25 protein-coding genes are annotated in these 15,215 nt (G+C 50.9%); 5 read left to right on the top strand and 20 right to left on the bottom strand.

Going from position 1 to position 15,215, the window contains the following annotated elements; translation table 11 throughout:
- The 8 genes from IQ268_RS30550 to IQ268_RS30585 all read right to left on the bottom strand — a co-directional run.
- On the bottom strand, positions 1–751 hold a 751-nt coding region (locus IQ268_RS30550), incomplete at its 3' end, for a hypothetical protein (protein WP_193887010.1).
- Entirely contained in the window at positions 741–1,094 is a 354-nt protein-coding gene (locus tag IQ268_RS30555) for a hypothetical protein (protein ID WP_193887011.1), read from the bottom strand. The genes IQ268_RS30555 and IQ268_RS30550, both read right to left, overlap by 11 nt.
- 3 nt (positions 1,095–1,097) lie before the next feature.
- Positions 1,098–1,424, bottom strand: coding sequence for a hypothetical protein (locus IQ268_RS30560; RefSeq protein WP_193887012.1), 327 nt, complete (start codon positions 1,422–1,424; stop codon positions 1,098–1,100).
- 3 nt (positions 1,425–1,427) lie between these two features.
- Positions 1,428–1,664: a hypothetical protein gene (locus tag IQ268_RS30565; RefSeq protein WP_193887013.1), complete on the bottom strand. Its 237-nt coding sequence runs from the start codon at positions 1,662–1,664 to the stop codon at positions 1,428–1,430.
- Positions 1,665–1,666: 2 nt separating this feature from the next.
- Positions 1,667–2,179 (bottom strand): hypothetical protein, encoded by a 513-nt coding sequence (locus tag IQ268_RS30570; protein WP_193887014.1) that lies wholly within the window; start codon positions 2,177–2,179, stop codon positions 1,667–1,669.
- Between the two features lie 109 nt (positions 2,180–2,288).
- On the bottom strand, positions 2,289–3,113 hold the full coding sequence (locus tag IQ268_RS30575) for a hypothetical protein (RefSeq protein WP_193887016.1): 825 nt from the start codon (positions 3,111–3,113) through the stop codon (positions 2,289–2,291).
- A gap of 2 nt (positions 3,114–3,115) precedes the next feature.
- Entirely contained in the window at positions 3,116–5,860 is a 2,745-nt protein-coding gene (locus IQ268_RS30580; RefSeq protein WP_193887018.1) for a hypothetical protein, read from the bottom strand.
- A 6-nt stretch (positions 5,861–5,866) separates the two neighbouring features.
- Positions 5,867–6,172 carry a glucose-6-phosphate dehydrogenase gene (locus IQ268_RS30585; RefSeq protein WP_193887020.1) on the bottom strand — a complete coding sequence of 102 codons (306 nt, stop codon included), beginning with the start codon at positions 6,170–6,172 and terminating at the stop codon, positions 5,867–5,869.
- A 29-nt stretch (positions 6,173–6,201) separates the two neighbouring features.
- On the opposite strand from IQ268_RS30585, the gene IQ268_RS30590 reads away from it, so the two are divergent.
- Positions 6,202–6,540 (top strand): hypothetical protein, encoded by a 339-nt coding sequence (locus tag IQ268_RS30590; RefSeq protein WP_193887022.1) that lies wholly within the window; start codon positions 6,202–6,204, stop codon positions 6,538–6,540.
- A 367-nt stretch (positions 6,541–6,907) separates the two neighbouring features.
- On the opposite strand, the gene IQ268_RS30595 is transcribed toward IQ268_RS30590, so the two are convergent.
- From IQ268_RS30595 to IQ268_RS30630, 8 genes are all read right to left on the bottom strand, one after another.
- Positions 6,908–7,252, bottom strand: a complete 345-nt coding sequence (locus tag IQ268_RS30595; RefSeq protein WP_193887024.1) for a hypothetical protein — start codon at positions 7,250–7,252, stop codon at positions 6,908–6,910.
- A 253-nt stretch (positions 7,253–7,505) separates the two neighbouring features.
- Positions 7,506–7,898: a hypothetical protein gene (locus IQ268_RS30600; RefSeq protein WP_193887026.1), complete on the bottom strand. Its 393-nt coding sequence runs from the start codon at positions 7,896–7,898 to the stop codon at positions 7,506–7,508.
- A 155-nt stretch (positions 7,899–8,053) separates the two neighbouring features.
- Positions 8,054–8,317, bottom strand: coding sequence for a hypothetical protein (locus IQ268_RS30605; RefSeq protein WP_193887028.1), 264 nt, complete (start codon positions 8,315–8,317; stop codon positions 8,054–8,056).
- Between the two features lie 4 nt (positions 8,318–8,321).
- Positions 8,322–8,807, bottom strand: coding sequence for a hypothetical protein (locus IQ268_RS30610; protein ID WP_193887030.1), 486 nt, complete (start codon positions 8,805–8,807; stop codon positions 8,322–8,324).
- Positions 8,808–8,904: 97 nt separating this feature from the next.
- Positions 8,905–9,228: a hypothetical protein gene (locus tag IQ268_RS30615; protein WP_193887032.1), complete on the bottom strand. Its 324-nt coding sequence runs from the start codon at positions 9,226–9,228 to the stop codon at positions 8,905–8,907.
- Positions 9,229–9,350: 122 nt separating this feature from the next.
- A complete protein-coding gene (locus IQ268_RS30620) occupies positions 9,351–9,641 on the bottom strand; it encodes a helix-turn-helix transcriptional regulator (RefSeq protein WP_370584730.1) in 291 nt (96 codons plus the stop codon).
- Positions 9,642–9,933: 292 nt separating this feature from the next.
- The gene (locus IQ268_RS30625; protein WP_193887033.1) at positions 9,934–10,164 is read right to left on the bottom strand and encodes a type II toxin-antitoxin system HicB family antitoxin; all 231 of its coding nucleotides are present in this window, start codon (positions 10,162–10,164) and stop codon (positions 9,934–9,936) included.
- A complete protein-coding gene (locus tag IQ268_RS30630; protein ID WP_193887035.1) occupies positions 10,161–10,379 on the bottom strand; it encodes a type II toxin-antitoxin system HicA family toxin in 219 nt (72 codons plus the stop codon). Before IQ268_RS30630 ends, IQ268_RS30625 begins: the two co-directional genes overlap by 4 nt.
- Before the next feature lie 47 nt (positions 10,380–10,426).
- Here IQ268_RS30630 and IQ268_RS30635 point away from each other — a divergent pair, with 47 nt between their 5' ends.
- The 4 genes from IQ268_RS30635 (at position 10,427) to IQ268_RS30650 (ending at position 13,087) form a co-directional block, all read left to right on the top strand.
- Entirely contained in the window at positions 10,427–10,699 is a 273-nt protein-coding gene (locus IQ268_RS30635) for a hypothetical protein (RefSeq protein WP_193887038.1), read from the top strand.
- A gap of 96 nt (positions 10,700–10,795) precedes the next feature.
- Positions 10,796–12,415, top strand: coding sequence for a hypothetical protein (locus tag IQ268_RS30640; RefSeq protein ID WP_193887040.1), 1,620 nt, complete (start codon positions 10,796–10,798; stop codon positions 12,413–12,415).
- Positions 12,416–12,525: 110 nt separating this feature from the next.
- Positions 12,526–12,849, top strand: a complete 324-nt coding sequence (locus tag IQ268_RS30645) for a hypothetical protein (protein ID WP_193887042.1) — start codon at positions 12,526–12,528, stop codon at positions 12,847–12,849.
- A gap of 13 nt (positions 12,850–12,862) precedes the next feature.
- On the top strand, positions 12,863–13,087 hold the full coding sequence (locus tag IQ268_RS30650) for a helix-turn-helix domain-containing protein (protein ID WP_193887044.1): 225 nt from the start codon (positions 12,863–12,865) through the stop codon (positions 13,085–13,087).
- Here IQ268_RS30650 and IQ268_RS30655 read toward each other — a convergent pair.
- The 4 genes from IQ268_RS30655 to IQ268_RS32600 form a co-directional block, all read right to left on the bottom strand.
- Entirely contained in the window at positions 13,080–14,186 is a 1,107-nt protein-coding gene (locus IQ268_RS30655) for a site-specific integrase (protein ID WP_193887046.1), read from the bottom strand. The genes IQ268_RS30650 and IQ268_RS30655 overlap by 8 nt on opposite strands.
- 304 nt (positions 14,187–14,490) lie before the next feature.
- Positions 14,491–14,706 (bottom strand): hypothetical protein, encoded by a 216-nt coding sequence (locus IQ268_RS30660; RefSeq protein WP_193887048.1) that lies wholly within the window; start codon positions 14,704–14,706, stop codon positions 14,491–14,493.
- Positions 14,693–15,031 carry a hypothetical protein gene (locus IQ268_RS30665; RefSeq protein ID WP_193887050.1) on the bottom strand — a complete coding sequence of 113 codons (339 nt, stop codon included), beginning with the start codon at positions 15,029–15,031 and terminating at the stop codon, positions 14,693–14,695. The genes IQ268_RS30660 and IQ268_RS30665 overlap by 14 nt, the downstream gene beginning before the upstream one ends.
- Positions 15,028–15,215, bottom strand: a 188-nt coding sequence (locus IQ268_RS32600; RefSeq protein WP_228035875.1) for a hypothetical protein, incomplete at its 5' end; no start/stop codon positions are given. The genes IQ268_RS32600 and IQ268_RS30665, both read right to left, overlap by 4 nt.

Genomic DNA, 15,215 nt, shown 5'->3' on the forward strand with positions numbered 1-15,215 from the left:
ACGGAACTGACACATTAGTCCCTACCTCTGCGGATGTTGTCGCGTCGATTGTAGTTCCCAAACTGGCAACATCTGTAAAGCTCACATTTCCTTTGTTGAAGGATTCAAGCTTAAAGACGATGTGATCTGCGGCCCTTGCTGGAGCCGATACTCTAGCAGAAACTGTCACTGAAACTAGAAGCAAATTGAAGTTAGACGGTGGGGCAAAAGCGGCTGTGAATGATGCCGCCGTCGTCAAGCTTGCCAGTGTTGGAATAACAAATAGTTGTTCTGTTAACCAGTAAGCACCATTCCAAACCCACCAGGAGAAATTTGATAGGTCGAACCAGCGATCGCCTTCTACCAGGTCGGAGTCATCAGGCCGCACCAACGGCTTGCTGGCTTGCCTAAATTCCCAATTCCCTGTCAGCACCAACTGAGCTGTAGGGGCATCTGGTAGCGTCAGCAGTTCTCGCCCAAAGTCTTGAGCCTCTACCTCTGCAAGCGCTGTCAGTTCATTGTTTAAGGGCTGAAACCCTTCTAACGCTTCAATTGGTGCATATTGCGGGTGAGGGTTTCCGGCTTCAACGTGAGCGGCGATCGCCTGGGTCAGTTCCGTTGTGGTCACGACCTCCGGTGGTAGTTCGATCTCATCATCACCAACATCCACCACATTCACAGGAGCGGGTTGCACCTGGACGGCTTGCACGGTTGGCAGACTAACCAGCAGCGGCATCACAACCGGTGGTGAAATCACAACCTCATTGGACATCCGTTACCCCTGGGGATACTTTTACCTTGCCCTGCATCAACCGAATCGGATCTTTAGATGGAATTAGCATCCGAAGGTCATACACATAATGATCAACCGGAGGTGTGAGCTTAGTTGTTTGAGCCGCACTCAGATAAATCACAAATTTGGTGCGGTTGGTTTCTTCCTCAAATTTAGGCGTTTCTAAGCTGAAACTAGCTAGAGTAGAGCCGCCGTAGGTAGTCTTAATCTGGCCTCGAATGCTTGCTGTTGCAACGTTTCCAGGGTAGTGGATGGTCAAGGCCCAATATGAACCCTGTTCCACAATGCGCTCATCAGTCAGGTCAAAAATAGCAGCAGGCATAAGTCAATAAAACACCTGAATTTCAATCTGCCAAGGTGCTGGGAAGTAGGGCAAGCGGCGTTTGATTTGCAACGTTCGAACCACAATCCCAGAAGCCCTTAAATCCTCTGGAATTGGCAACGTGATGATGGTTGGCTCGTTAGATGGATAAACCCGGCGAAAAGTGGCACGGCCACCAGGAGGGGCAAAGTATTGAGTCAATAAGCAGATATTGAATGGCTCAATGCTCAAACTCTGCACAATCCTGAACGTTTCGCTGCCCACAGGGTCAATCGGATAGCTTTGCCAATCCTCTGATGGGCTGATGGTGCCCAGGCTCTGCCAGGGCATCTTTTAACCCCCAGATGCCAAAAACTCGCAGTTATCAATGGAAGCATCAACCCATTGATGCGGGTCGATTCCGTCCTCTGCTAACAAGTCATACAGCACATCATCATCAAGCCTACCCGCCACAACGGAGGCGATCGCCTGTTGCCGTCGAAACAGGCGATCAATCTCACGTTGCCAATCCTCAGCCGTCATCTCTGGGGTGTGGGTTGCAACCGTCAGTAACGGCGTGATGTTACTCATGCTTAAATCTGACGGAAGATTTCCGGCTGGTAAGACACGGTGCGATTGCCACCCTCGCCAACTAGAGCCGATTGAATTGCTGCAAACGCCTCCATTTCACGCTCGGTCGCAGTTGCAGCTCCAAAGGCGTGAGTGTAGCTCTGTCCGTTGCGCTTCAAGTAACGGATTCCAGTAATGTCGCTAGTGGCGACAACTGCCGTTCCAGTGCCAGCAAACAGAATAATTTTGGCAGGAATGAAGCCGCTGATCCGTTGGCCTGGGTCGGCGGGCGCATGGGCACCCACCGCAGAACCCATAATGGTTCGCGCTCTCTGGGTAACTCTCACTGCCGCATTGACTCCGGTTCCCAAATCCCGCCCAAAAGGGGTGATTGCTACCAAAACAGACGGCCCACGGGAAGTGCCGCCGCCCACATCCGGCTGGCGGGTCGCCCGTTCGTCTTCCCATTCCCGGTATCGCTGGAACGCTACGTTCAACCGGGCACCGTCTCGAATTCTGCTAAAACGCTTTGCCATAGGGGTAAAGTGCGACTTAATAACTGTGGATAAGTCCACTGTTCCCCAGGTTCAAAGAGGCATTACTGGTCGGAAGCATTAATGGTTCCCTGAATTTCAACCAGTCGAATTAGGCATAAATCAAGGCGTTGCCGCGTCTTAACGTCATATCAACCAGGGTTACTGCCTTGTTTACCCCCCAGATATGAACCTCGGCATACCGGAAGCGAACGTTACCGACTGGACGCTTCCGAGGCAGACGACGCGATTCACCGTAGATAACTTGCGTACCAGGAACGATGGGAGGTGTCCCTCCTAGCTCAGCGATCACCAGGTTGTCATTATCGATAGTGTCTCCTTGCAGGCTTAACACCTTTGCAATTACCTGACGACCTTCTGATTCTGAAACAGCATGGATGGCTAAGTTGTAACCGCGTTCTAAATCTCTGTAGGAGAGCTTAACCCTGCCCTTTCTCCATCTCCAGCCGCCGCCCGTTGCAAATTCACTTCTGATCCGATTAGCCCATGTCAATGCATTGGCTGGAGTGAACGTTGTCTCTGTTTCGCCTCGAATGCGGAATGAGATCTGAGAATCAATCGGTTTGTAGCCTTGTTCTACCTCGTCTAAGTCCTCTCGAAAATAGAGTGTGATTTGAGGCGAAAAACGAACGGTTTGCTGATACCTGTCGCTCGGCATCGTGTAAAGCGGTGGATGCAAGTCACTGGCCTGCCGAAGCGTCATGTAAAAGAGCATCATTCGGATGGCGACCATGTTTGCTGAGTCGTCATCCTTCACGGTGCAGGCCACCCTAAGGGCACCGCGTCCGGACGTGATATCTTCGTCCCAATCATCGCCACCTAAATCACGAAACTGTGATCGGACGGTGCGGTTGTACGATTGCAGCACCACGGCTTGCAGATGTTCCCAAGGGCTGAATCCTTCTGGTAAAGGCATCTCTAAGACTCCTGAAACTGTTCATCTGAAACGGCAATTGGAGCTGATTGACTGGCAACCTTTTGCTGTGTTTCTGCTTCGGCTACACCTACGTTTTCGGGACTGCCGAATTTGGGCGCGATCGGCTCTCCGTTCTCATCTAACCCAGCAACAGCGTTGTCCAAATTGTTTTTGTAAGTGCCCAATTCAGACCATGTGTCTTGAATGGAGAGGAGTTCTCCTGACACCTGGTCTACTGCTTCGACTGCTTCTTGAATGTTGTTTAACGCATTGAAGAAGCGGTTCTGAGAAAAATTGTTATCGGGGTTCATCCACCGATAAGCTTTTTCTCCTACGGCTCCAAAACGCTTGAGTGCGTTGCCAATCCACGCGACATAATTTCCGACAACTTCGAGCGATTCCAAGATGGAATAACCAATTGATTGCAGTGCAAAAAGGATGTTGCTCGCGGCCTGATAAATTCGACTGTACTTTTTCCACTCGGCTTTGATGCCGTTTACGTTCTCAACTCCGAATATCTGTTTAAAGAATCCATCGGTGTACTTTGAGACGATTTGACCCACATCAAGCGGATTTCCATCTTCATCTTCAACGCCAAATACAGACAATGATTGGCTAACTGCACTAAATAGCGTTTGCGCTAACCCTTGGCTCAAAAAATAGGCGTTGTGTAAAACCGTGATGAACGTCAACAGGTTTAACACTCTGTCAATTTGTAGGAAATTCCAGGTCTTTTTAGCTAGCCCAAAAGCCTTACCCAATAACCCAGATACACCATCCTCAACCTGCCCCCCAAGCTTTTGATTGATCTGGCTTAGTTGCCCTTGCATTGCTACCAAAAGGCCGAGATCCACACCTTGCATCAACGCTTCTAAATCTTTCAACTTGGCAGCATTGGCGGCGATATCATTCCGGATAGCTTGGCTACAGTTGTTGCCGCTACACGGTGACTTTGTATTAGTGGGTGGGGGTGGCTCACCTGGCGGCGGGGCTGCTGGCTGGGCTTCTGGCCCAGATGATGGTCGCTGTCCGGTTGGGGTTGGGATGGCTTGAACCGTTTGAGGCGCACGGGATGGAGGTTTGCTAAGGCTGGCACCGCCGCCGCTAGCCCCAACAGAAGCCCCACCCATACCAACCGCTGCTGTACCCACTGCTGCTGCAACAGCAGCAGGCGGAACTTGTGAGCCTAGCGGCCCGTTCGTTGGTGCATTGGGTTGGGGAGATCCAGGCGCTGGGTTAGGTTTCGAACCGGGCAGATCGCCGCCCAGGTTGGGGCTGGCTGGCTGGTTGGATGCCGCTGGACTGCCACTGGGAACGCCGTTCGGTGTGCCGGGATGAGGATTTGTCCCGTTTGGAGTGCCCCCCGGCCCCCCTTGCGGATGCCCTTGTGATTGCGGCGTTCTGGTGTCTGTAGGAACTGGCCCCCCTGGTGGATCGCCGTCTGTATCGGGCAATCCGTCCAGGCGCTTAGCCTCCATCAAGGAAAGGTCAAAGTAAACCCCTCCAAATCCGGCGCTTTGGAGGATCGGATAGAAGCCCGTCTCTCCAGGTGCCCCATAAATGCCATTGCAGTAAAGCTGAAATAATGCAAATGCGGTTTTGCCTGCACAAGGCCCGTTTGCAATTGGGGCACCATTCAGCGCCCGGATGGATTGCAGTGGACCCCAGGCCGTCCCTTGAATGATGTCTTCATCAACGCCGCAATCCTCCCCGCCGTTTGTAGTCGTGTAGTATTTGGCTTTGACTTTGAAGGCATACTGCACTCCATTCCCTTGACCTCCTGTGAATGGAGGTGGCCCAACTTTTGGATCGGGTGGGACGCTTTCGGCACTGGGTGGCACTTCTGCTCCTGGGGGGAACAAGAAATTTAAACCAGCATTGACTGCTTTACCGCCTCCATAGCTGCCAAGAGCCAAACCAGCACCACCGCCGATCTGCATCCCCACTGCCGCACCTGGTGGACCAGCAAGAGCAAAGCCAATTCCACCACCGATCGCAGCTCCAGCAGCTTGCCCACCAATTCCACCGCCAATGCTACCCACTGCCACAGCTGCCGCTTGCCCTGGGTTAGCTCCTTCTGCAATAGCAATCCCAACTCCAATAGCCCCAGCAGCAGCCCCCGTGGTAGCGGTTGCACCGATTCCAGACGGTAGGTTAATGGGTCGATTGAGAGCATTACTGATACGGGTTCCAGTGGGAACCCGCCCCAGTGGTTGAGCCGATCGCGGCGGGTTTCCCCGCTGTGGAGGACGGTTAGCCGATGGAGTGTTTAGAGATGGGTGGTTATCGGGAATGGTGGGCGACCGCCCGGTATTAACAGCGGTGGAGGGTCTGGCCTCATTCCTTACCCCTGCTAATTCATTCTCTAGATAACGAGTCAGCGGATCAGCGCTTCTAGTGGGTTGAGTTGTGGGCGTGTTGCGGTTTTGGTTGCCAACTCTCACCCGTTCTTGCTCTACCCCACGCTCAAAGCTTTCCAGATAGGTCTGTAATTGGTCTTGAAAGCTTGGGGGCTTATAGGTTGCCGCCTGGTCAAATCCCTGCTGGATAGCGATTTGAGCATTACGCCGCTCCAACAGATTCCGCATTGTTTGGGCGTTGCGTGCATCCTGGATGGATGATGGCGACCCGTTCAGTGTGTTGGTGTTGTTTCGTGCGATCGAATCTTGCACGGTTTGCTGAATCGCATTCTGCAACGCCGAATTACGATTCAGACTGCTAAACTCTGGCAGCGGTTCGTTAGGCATGGGGTGTTAGTTGGACTTAAAGACGGTTGGAATAGCCGTGTTGGAGAGTTCCTGGGCATATGTCCAACTCTTTGAACCACCTGCCAAATGTTCTGGTGACATCTCAATTGAGACACGCCCTAACAACCGATATTTATTGTCTGCCGCAACATAAAAAACTCCAGCCTGCGCCGCTCGCTCCTGGTAGCCAACGCCCTCAATCACCGTCATTTGAGGATTGATGTTAGCTAAAACGAGCGCGCACCAGGTCGCTAACTTTTCAACGGTATTAATTTGAGAAGGTATGTCTGTTGCGATGTTGATTGCTGTCATCCGAAGAACCTCTGAATGTGAGAGTTTTCATGCTTCAGAGTGCCCAGACACTGCGCTGGGGTTATCGTCTATCGCTCAATAACCGCTCGATCGCTGCTTCCCAATACCAGACTTCGGGTTTACCGGGTAATCTTGCCTTTTCACAGGAGACCAGACGGCAGGCTACATCAATTTGTCCGCCCACCATCCGAACTAACTGCCGTTGTAGTTCTACTAACCGTGGGTTGGATGAACCCCTAGATGGGCGTGGTTGTGAAGTCCGTTGTGGTGGTGCTGTTGAATGTCCTGGTAGCCCAGCGGCAGTCCAGGACACCCAAATTGATAGCAATATCAAAACGCAAGCCAGAGGAACTCCAGTAACTAAGTAAGCCCTAAATTCTGAGGTTCCATTTGCAATTAATTTTTGGGCCACAGCAAAAGATGCGTTTGCTAGAGCACTGTTAATAAAAGTTAGATAAATGCCAGTACCCCATCGAATACGCTTCTGTCGAGTGATTCCTTTCTGCTTGCAGATTTCATCCCAAAGGATGCAAAGACAAATACAAGTTCCAAAGAATATGGTGCTTACAATACTCACCACAATAATTGATTCAATCATGGGTACCTTAAGGTTTGAGATTGCAAAAACCCTCTAGCAAACTGTTAGAGGGTTTTCCTTAAAGTGCCCACTTCAATGTCAATTGGTTTCGCTGTTGCCTCCATCACGTCTAATGAGATAGTCCACTCAAAACAAAATCACCTGTTTCGACTCAACTCTTCAATTAAGTCTCGAATAGCGTTTTGATTGTTTTGAGCAATAACGGCTGATGTTTCGGCGGCTTGTGCCGACTGGCGAGACGCTTCTACCGAATCTCGAACCGATCGCGTCAATTCGGCGATTGTCCGGGCTTGCTCCGTCATCACTCCCGTTAGTTGACGGATGGTGTCCTGTTGGCGGGCAGATGTTCGAGACTGTTCTTCAGTGATACGTCTCAGCTCATCTAGCCCTCGCACCATTGTTAACATTGTGTCACTCACTCGATCGAGTGCATCGTTCAATCGATCGAGTCTGTTGTTTGATTCGTTGCCTGAGTTTGCCATGATATGTAGAAAGGTGAGAAACCACGGTAACCAGGACAGCTCTACTTGTCCTGGTTACTTCTGATTGTGGCTGATTTGTGAACCCACAAACAAAAGCCCTGGAGCGATCGCACCAGGGCTTTTTGGAAAGTGTTGGAAAAGCTGTTGGGTAAAGTGTTGGAAAAGCTGTTGGGTGTGTTGGTGTTGGGTGTTGGGATGGCCTAGCAACAGGCGTTCCAACGCCCAACACCAACACCCAACAAAAGTGTTGGTGTCAGTCGCCCAACGTGAAAACATCATCATCGAATGACCCGAATCCCATCTTCTCGGCCTCCATTAATAGCAAGCGGATTTTGTCGGCAGAAAGACCCTTCAATGCAGATAGTTTTGCTTGCTGGATCTCCCTGACGCTGATGGGCTTTTCTTTACGAATAATCCACTTAAGTAACGATTCGGTTGTCGGATCTACAGCAATTTCTTCTGTTGCCGCCTGGTTCGATTCAGGCAGTGATTGCGTTGAGGTTTCCTCTGGGATGGACTCAGATTCTGGGAAAAATTGAAGCAACAATTGCTGTTTGATGCTTTCCTCTTCTAAGCCGAACTGGAACCCTAACAGCTCATCGTTTTGTAGCCTACGCATACGATGCATCTGTGTTTCGTCTCGCATTGAGTCTGCTAATTGGAAGCAGTAAAGAAAGCCGTAGATACTGGTACTCAGCGAGGTCAATATGATGAGTTTGGGTGCCCTGATTGAGACTGGCACGATCCACAGTAGAAACGCGCCAATCAGGAGAGCTGTGTATTTCTGGGCTGTGGACATTGTTAACTCAACCACACCAAGCCACCTCCTAACACCACAGTTAAAACAATTGTCCCAAGTAGCCCGTAGTAGCTGGTTTGCTCCATTTTGAGAGCCGAGTAGATCGCATCGTCGAAAACCAGGCCAAACAACAAAGCAATCACCAGGCTGAAGTAGATTGCTTTGCCGATCGCATGTCCGCTGGGGTGGATGGCCGCCAACCACGATATGAGCGTGTTGGCGGCACACCCCAGCCCAAATAGAGCAATAAGGTGTGCCTTCGTCATTCGGTTAGACCCCCCGATACTTGTTAGCGATCATTTCAACCTTCTGGTTGACCGTGACCTCTTTTCGGTCGAGCGAATAGCCAAGCTGGGCGTAACTCTCACGCAGGCCGTGAAGCTTTCCAGCCAAGCCGCGATTGGCAGAAGCCACCTCAAAGTGAGATTGGGCTGTAGCTCCCAAGTATTGACGGTGGCCTTTAACCAATTTGGCGTGAGCCTGCTGGCGCTTCGCCTCTGCTTTCAGCACCCGGCAGCCATTATCGACTGCTGCATCAAATGCGGCTGCCTCCCGCTCGGCCTGGTCTGCTTCAGCGATCGTGGCCGTTGTCAGCTCGTGCCGCACGGTGGGGTTGTTGGTCTGCCAGTTAACAGCGGTTGTTGGGTTGATGGCATCGGAAACGCCATCTAAAACGTTGCTGGTTCGCAACGCATGACCACCGTAGTGGCTCACCTTAGAAGACTTCGATCCAGTCCAGCTCGTCATAATTCCCATGTTTTCTTTCTCCTAGTTGTGAATTTGCAACAAATGTCCAGGGGTTAGATGCGAATGACAAAGGTGCAAGGTGGTGCCCTTGCACCCGCGCCAGTTGCTACTTGCTGCACCAGGCAATGCAATTCCTGTCGATTAGAACCGGCTTTTCGATCACAACGGGTTCGACGGCTGCTTGTGGAGCTGCAAGGGAAGGGGCGAAAAAAATCAGCGCTACGGTTGCAGCGGTCGCACCGCCACAGGCCGCCATCATTAGCCACCCCATCTGGTTCGATCGCTGAGTTTGGTATTCATCGGCAGGGAGAACAACATAGTTCTTTCCCTGATGCATGATCTGCCATTGCGATGATGGACGTTGCTGAAACTGAGGAGTGATGGGAAGTTGAATCGCTCTATTTTTGGTGATCGTGTCAATCTTTGCCATGATTAGGAAGTACCTCGTTTAAAGGAAAAAGCCAGGGTGGAAGGTTGAGAGCCGAGTGCCCTGGCTGAAAAAAATTACGCTAACCTAAGTCAGGATTTGCTGATTAAATTCACCTCCTTTTATTACTCGCTGAGTGTGTTGCTACCACGCTCAGCGTTTTGATTTTCAGGATTGAAACTAAGGTCTTCGGGAACCTGTTCTATAGGCAGCTTTAGCAATGCACATAAAGCTTTCATCTGCCTAATAGTTAAGCGTGGTTCGTGGTGCCCGTTTTCCCAGTTAATAACCGAGCGAGTACTCACGCCCAAAGCTTTGGCGATGTCCTCCTGTGTAAGACCTAGCTTCTTCCTGAGTCCTGGCAATCCATGTACCTTCTCTTCATCTGTACTCATCTTACGTGAAAACAGTTTCACGTGAAAGCATTTTCAGGTAAGATGCAGGAAAGGCATCACCTGAAAACAGTTTCACGTTTGATGGTGGACAAATTTACAGCGCGGGGAAGATTGGCACCCGACCCGCGCTGCATACCCAATCATCTGACACATGCGTAAGTCAGAGACAGAAGTACATCTGTCTTTGGCCTGTGCTTACAAAAGCAGGAAGGTGAAACACAAAACATTCACAAAACAAAAAAAGGGCAGTCCTCAACAGATGGACTGCCCTTCATTAAATTCTTAACTTTTCCACCAGCAAGAGGATTTTAACCTATGCCACCCGTAGCGGCGCTTGCGGAATCGTTCTTGGTTCAGGCAGAGGCTTTCCCTCTTGCTGGCACCACTCAACCAACGACTCAATCACCTCTTGCCCTCTCCTTGCCGCTTCTTCATACGTTTTGCCATGAGTCACAAACTGCTGGTTTGGAAACTCAGGCAAGTGAACCAGGAAAAGCTGATCTTCTTCTGACCACTGAATCACCATGCTGTACTGCAAACTCATTCGCCTTCCTCCAGCTCCTTCAACTGTTGCAACGCTCGTTCAACTTCCTTCTCTAGATACCTCGGTGCATCGTCACCATCCTTTCCAGGAATCACAAGCGGCGCTGGCATCAATGGATGTTGCCACATCGTATGACTGCCCTTCCCTCGACCTGGTAGCAGTTCAAACCCTGCTTTTCTAACAGCCTGCTTCAACTCTCGAATTTTCTTGGGCATTAGCCCCACACCTAAATCGTAACTAAACCGTAATCAGAGAATATCAAATGACCCAATACATAACCCAACAGAATGACGCGATTGATGAGCTTCGTCACAAGTATGGCGATCGGCTTCAAAGGATGAGCGAATTAGACAAGGTGTTGTTAGTTCAATCAATCGGCTCTCATCTATTGATTAAAACGCTTGGGACTACCACCCCGGGTGAGCTGCTTGGCTCCGAGTGCGACCAGGTGTTAGCCGTTGACCTAAGACACGAACCTAAAGACAGCCTTTTAGACCTGCTGGGGGCGATCGTCGCTCAACTGAAAAATTCCTAAACGAAAGGCCATCTCTTCGGCTAAAGAGATGGCCTCTCATAGTTTTGGCCTGTGTGCATCCACAGGTCTTGTTCAAAATTCCCGGTCAACAATCAGATGCATCAAGAACAACTCAATTATCAGTCATCCGACAGAAAAAAAGCGCCATTTGGACAACCATCACCCCAAAAGTTCAAATACATCTCTCAGCGCGATGACGAATTCCTTCAGCTTTTCCCGCATCGAGGTAGCTACCTGTGGGCAGAGCATCCAGCTCCAGGGCAACGAACGGAGTGGAACACCGAAACGCGCCATCTGCTGAGCGATCGCCTGATTAACCAGGGTTCCTATCTGTATGGAGTTCGCTTCGGAGCTTATACGCAGTACCTCATGCTCGATGTCGATCGAAAGTCCATCTACCACCCATACCGCGACCCGTTTGCGGTTGGCCGCATCGTTGACGCTCTAGAGCCGTTAGGCATCCACAAATTTGTAGCTGTCAGCAGCTCCTACAGCGGCGGCATTCACCTGTACTTCCCCCTGGGAATGGGTCAGTTGTCGTGGGCGATCGCCCAGGCCGCTGCCGCACTACTCGAAAGGGCAGGGCTACAAATCAAGCGAGGGCAGCTCGAACTGTTTCCCAATGCTCGTCGTTCCAGCGGTGCCGATTACAACGGCCATCGTCTACCGCTCCAGGCCGGAAGCTATCTCTTAGACAGCGACTGGCAACCGCGATTCACCAGCCGGGATGAATTCATCAGGCAGTACCGGTTCGCTCAGAATCACAACTCAGTTCGAGCCGAAACGATCGATCGCATCCTGAAGCAATACCAGCGCAAAACCTATTCACGCATCAGAGGAACCGCTCGCAAGTTCCTGAATGACCTCAACGCCGACATTGAGCAGGGCTGGACAACCTACGGCCAAACCAACACCCTGTTAGGCCGTATCGCCCTGCGTGAGTATGTCTTCCACCATGCCATTCATGGCGGCCACCCGCTAACAGGGTTCGATCTATCCCTGCGAATCTTAGAAGTGGCGGTTGGCTTACCCGGCTATCACGACTGGTGCAGACATCAGCACGAGTTGCACCACCTAGCCGACTATTGGGCCAGATGTGTGGAGTGCAGCAACTACTACCCCTATGGAGGAACTCAAGATTTGGAGCCAAGCCAACCCAACCAACCACACCCTAACGAGTTGAGCGCCTCGGACGCTCGACGGCGAATACAACAGGCTGTCACCGAACTCAAAGCAACTAACCAGTTCCCAGACGGTGCTAGAGCGCGATTATTCGCCATCAAAGCCTATGGGATTGGAAGTGACACTTTATACAAAAACAAAGACCTCTGGCACCCAGAAAACGACCCGAAACCCTTGCTAGATAAGGTGATCCAGGACGATCCAGCAGAAGTTGAAGATCCGCGATCGCTAGAACCCTTACCAGAAGGGGTGATCCGAGCTACTGGGACAAATAAGCTTATTCCCATCTCAGACGATGCGCCTCAAGCGCAATCGTCTGATGAGAATTCCAAACTGGCTGTTGGGGGGTCTGGGGGGTTTTCCACAGGCTCAGATCCGGTTGGCGTTGACCTGGTGCGGCAGGTTCTCAACGAGATCAAATCCCGCAAACGAAAACCCGCTGCCCCACCTACCAGTTCCGGCGCTGCCCCGCCGGATGAGCAGTGGTTCCGGCAACTGCAACTAGGGGAATCAGCCAATGCCGGATCGGGATGAGTGCCAACACCCCCAGGCAATCATCGGGCTGGATGCCTACTACTGCCCGAGCTGCCGTAAGTCCATCAACGCAGACACAAAAGCCTACCAGTTGCTTTGGAGCCGTCACGATGCCTCATCAGACCAAAATGCCGACTACCTACAACCCACCGTTTGGGACTCCCTTCTACTGGCGAAATGAAATGAGCGGTCTATTAGCTCAGGCCATATCGATTTACGTGAACTATGCCGCCGGGGAAATAACCCTGGAACCGACTGAAGACCAGATCCAACTCGTTCGAGATTACTTCGAGTACGTCATCAACGCCCCCTGCTGGCACGACGAGGGCGGCGAACTGGAGCGGTTAAAGGAAACCCTCAAACATGCCAACTCAGTCGGCGCGCTGAACCTGTGGCTTGATGACTGCTTAAAAATTGCGATCGACCCGTTGTAGGAGAAATGCATCCATGACTAAAATTCGATCCTGGCTCTCAACGGCTGAATTAGCTGCTGCTCTCGGCATCACCCCCAGGCGTTTGAGAGATCTTCGCAAACAGGGATTGTTTCAGCTTGGCAAGCACTACCGGATCGTTAGCGGCCCCCAATCTGGCCGCCCTACTTACCAATGGCACCGCGATCGATGTGAACGTGCATTAGAAATTCCGATGGAGCAGAGAGAGGAACCTAGTTAACCTGGGGAGGCCGGGGGCGATCGCCTCTCATCATCAGCGTGTCAAAGGCACGCTGGTGAGTGTCCTCATTAATCCAGTGGTGATAGGTGTCGTTGTGGACTTGAACCGAGTGCCCCATCTGTTGAGCTGCTAGCGTGTCAGCCAGCCCAAATTCGAGCGTCCGTACAGCCCAGCAATGTCTCAGGCTATAGGGTGGGAACGGTAGTTTGGCTGTTTTCCTGAAGTAGTCAGTTACCGAGTTCCCAATCTTCTCATTGGAGCGATTTAGGTCGATATTAGGAAGGCGAACGCTCCTTAACTCAAATTCCTCAAACCACTCTGGGTAGCAGGCCCATACCCGTCTGCTACCCGTTTTCGTGGCTTCTAACACCTGAAGAACTTTGCAGCCGTCCCGCAGCGGCTCCAGGTCGAGCTTGAAAACTTCATGGTTTCGCAGCCCGTAGGTTGCCATCATGCCAAACACCCAACGCCACGCGGGATTCTTCAACTGATAGAAGCATTCAGCAATCGTGCGATCATCGGGCAGATCACGCGGCACTACTCGTCTAGGGCTGTAGTTCCCTGATAGTGTTGATAGCTCACATTCTAAGTTCGCAAACTTGGCTAGCATTCCCAACGCCATACACGCTCGTTTGCGGGTTTTGGTATTCGCGGGTGTGCGCTCGACGGCGGCTCTCACCAGGTCGGCTGTCAGTAGCTCATCTGCTGGGATTTGTTTAAAGACCTTCCAATAATCACCCCTCCAAGTTGTCTCAGTCCCGCCACGCTGAAAGTAGTCAGCTTCAAATCGTCGAACCCAGTCCGCGATCGTTTGTGGTGCCGTGGCGACTGATTTTAAGTAGGGTTGCCAATTAAAGGCGCGTTGAGCGATTAGTCCTCCTAACGTTTTGGCCTCTGCCTCTGCCTGCTTTATCCCCGCTGGGTTGGCTCGCAGGTCTAGCGAGATACGCTGTTGAAAATCTCGTTTTTGGGTAGAACCCGGTTTAGGCGGTAGGGTTGCCCTAAGTCTGAGCCGTCCCCCTAATCGTTCGATTGACACTCCCACTTTGCCAGCTTTCAACCGTCCGTTAGCCTGTGCAATTCGAGCATCAATGTCCATGACTAAAATTTGGCCTACTTTTTCTTGTATATTCGCGTATCTTCTCGTATGTCTAAGTACGTTTGTCCTATCGCTTATATCCAAAAAATTAGCCCCTGCAAACGTTTTGGCGTTTACAAGGGCTAATTTTCGTAGCCTAGTTTCAATACCCCCAGGGGAATTCGAATCCCTAGAGAGAATCGCTGCAAGCAATACCAGATAAGCGTTCCGCAACTTCAGTCTAACCGCTTGCCTAAAATCTGGCCTAAATTCCCTCAAAAGCCGATTTTATGTTTATAGAGAAAAATAGGGAAAATTGAAGGATTCAGTTAACCTGGTTGCGGCGTTGATTGACCTTCTGATTTCTGGCAGTCGAGCGAATGTTGGTTGCCAGTTGCTCCAAGACGATCGCCACTGCAATTAACTCTTCTAAGGAGCAATCTGGGAACTGAGGGAGTATGTCATTTTTAACGAACTGCTCAACCCGCTGTAAGTAGTCTGTCAGTTGTTCTGGTTCCACGAACCCGTCAACGTTCGACATCCTCTTGACTCCTAATCTGGAACGACGTGGTCTTATTCAGAAAGCGCTGTGTGTCGTTAAGATCCTTTCTCAGGTCTTTCAGTTCGTTTCCTAATCGTCCTGTCCTGTGTTCAATCAATTCTTTAATGGCATGGATGATATATTCGTGTTTCTCGTCTGCTCCCTTTAATTTTTCAAGGCTTAAATTAACGGCAGATTCTAATTTTAACAAATCGCTAGTGGCTTGATTTTTCAAGCGCTCCACGCTTCTGGCTGCTATCCAGATGACGCTTAAAATCCCGATGATTGTAGACAGGAAAGACAGTACTTCTGCTGTAATCATCATGGCTTTACTAACCGATATGAGAGCAGGAAAACCAAGTTTGCAATCGCTCCAGGCACGCCAACTTTGCTCACAGCGTAGCGATATTGAGCAATGTTCAACGCCGTTGGATCGTGGTAGATATTCAACGGAACTGACACATTAGTCCCTACCTCTGCGGATGTTGTCGCGTCGATTGTAGTTCCCA

This window comes from Oculatella sp. LEGE 06141, assembly GCF_015207605.1.
Lineage (GTDB): Bacteria > Cyanobacteriota > Cyanobacteriia > Elainellales > Elainellaceae > Oculatella.

Coding starts and splice junctions, on each gene's coding strand:
- IQ268_RS30555 (WP_193887011.1), bottom strand. CDS start 1,094: ATGCCTGCTGCTATTTTTGACCTGACTGATGAGCGCATTGTGGAACAG.
- IQ268_RS30560 (WP_193887012.1), bottom strand. CDS start 1,424: ATGCCCTGGCAGAGCCTGGGCACCATCAGCCCATCAGAGGATTGGCAA.
- IQ268_RS30565 (WP_193887013.1), bottom strand. CDS start 1,664: ATGAGTAACATCACGCCGTTACTGACGGTTGCAACCCACACCCCAGAG.
- IQ268_RS30570 (WP_193887014.1), bottom strand. CDS start 2,179: ATGGCAAAGCGTTTTAGCAGAATTCGAGACGGTGCCCGGTTGAACGTA.
- IQ268_RS30575 (WP_193887016.1), bottom strand. CDS start 3,113: ATGCCTTTACCAGAAGGATTCAGCCCTTGGGAACATCTGCAAGCCGTG.
- IQ268_RS30580 (WP_193887018.1), bottom strand. CDS start 5,860: ATGCCTAACGAACCGCTGCCAGAGTTTAGCAGTCTGAATCGTAATTCG.
- IQ268_RS30585 (WP_193887020.1), bottom strand. CDS start 6,172: ATGACAGCAATCAACATCGCAACAGACATACCTTCTCAAATTAATACC.
- IQ268_RS30590 (WP_193887022.1), top strand. CDS start 6,202: ATGCTTCAGAGTGCCCAGACACTGCGCTGGGGTTATCGTCTATCGCTC.
- IQ268_RS30595 (WP_193887024.1), bottom strand. CDS start 7,252: ATGGCAAACTCAGGCAACGAATCAAACAACAGACTCGATCGATTGAAC.
- IQ268_RS30600 (WP_193887026.1), bottom strand. CDS start 7,898: ATGCGAGACGAAACACAGATGCATCGTATGCGTAGGCTACAAAACGAT.
- IQ268_RS30605 (WP_193887028.1), bottom strand. CDS start 8,317: ATGACGAAGGCACACCTTATTGCTCTATTTGGGCTGGGGTGTGCCGCC.
- IQ268_RS30610 (WP_193887030.1), bottom strand. CDS start 8,807: ATGGGAATTATGACGAGCTGGACTGGATCGAAGTCTTCTAAGGTGAGC.
- IQ268_RS30615 (WP_193887032.1), bottom strand. CDS start 9,228: ATGGCAAAGATTGACACGATCACCAAAAATAGAGCGATTCAACTTCCC.
- IQ268_RS30625 (WP_193887033.1), bottom strand. CDS start 10,164: ATGAGTTTGCAGTACAGCATGGTGATTCAGTGGTCAGAAGAAGATCAG.
- IQ268_RS30630 (WP_193887035.1), bottom strand. CDS start 10,379: ATGCCCAAGAAAATTCGAGAGTTGAAGCAGGCTGTTAGAAAAGCAGGG.
- IQ268_RS30635 (WP_193887038.1), top strand. CDS start 10,427: ATGACCCAATACATAACCCAACAGAATGACGCGATTGATGAGCTTCGT.
- IQ268_RS30640 (WP_193887040.1), top strand. CDS start 10,796: ATGCATCAAGAACAACTCAATTATCAGTCATCCGACAGAAAAAAAGCG.
- IQ268_RS30645 (WP_193887042.1), top strand. CDS start 12,526: ATGCCTCATCAGACCAAAATGCCGACTACCTACAACCCACCGTTTGGG.
- IQ268_RS30650 (WP_193887044.1), top strand. CDS start 12,863: ATGACTAAAATTCGATCCTGGCTCTCAACGGCTGAATTAGCTGCTGCT.
- IQ268_RS30655 (WP_193887046.1), bottom strand. CDS start 14,186: ATGGACATTGATGCTCGAATTGCACAGGCTAACGGACGGTTGAAAGCT.
- IQ268_RS30660 (WP_193887048.1), bottom strand. CDS start 14,706: ATGTCGAACGTTGACGGGTTCGTGGAACCAGAACAACTGACAGACTAC.
- IQ268_RS30665 (WP_193887050.1), bottom strand. CDS start 15,031: ATGATGATTACAGCAGAAGTACTGTCTTTCCTGTCTACAATCATCGGG.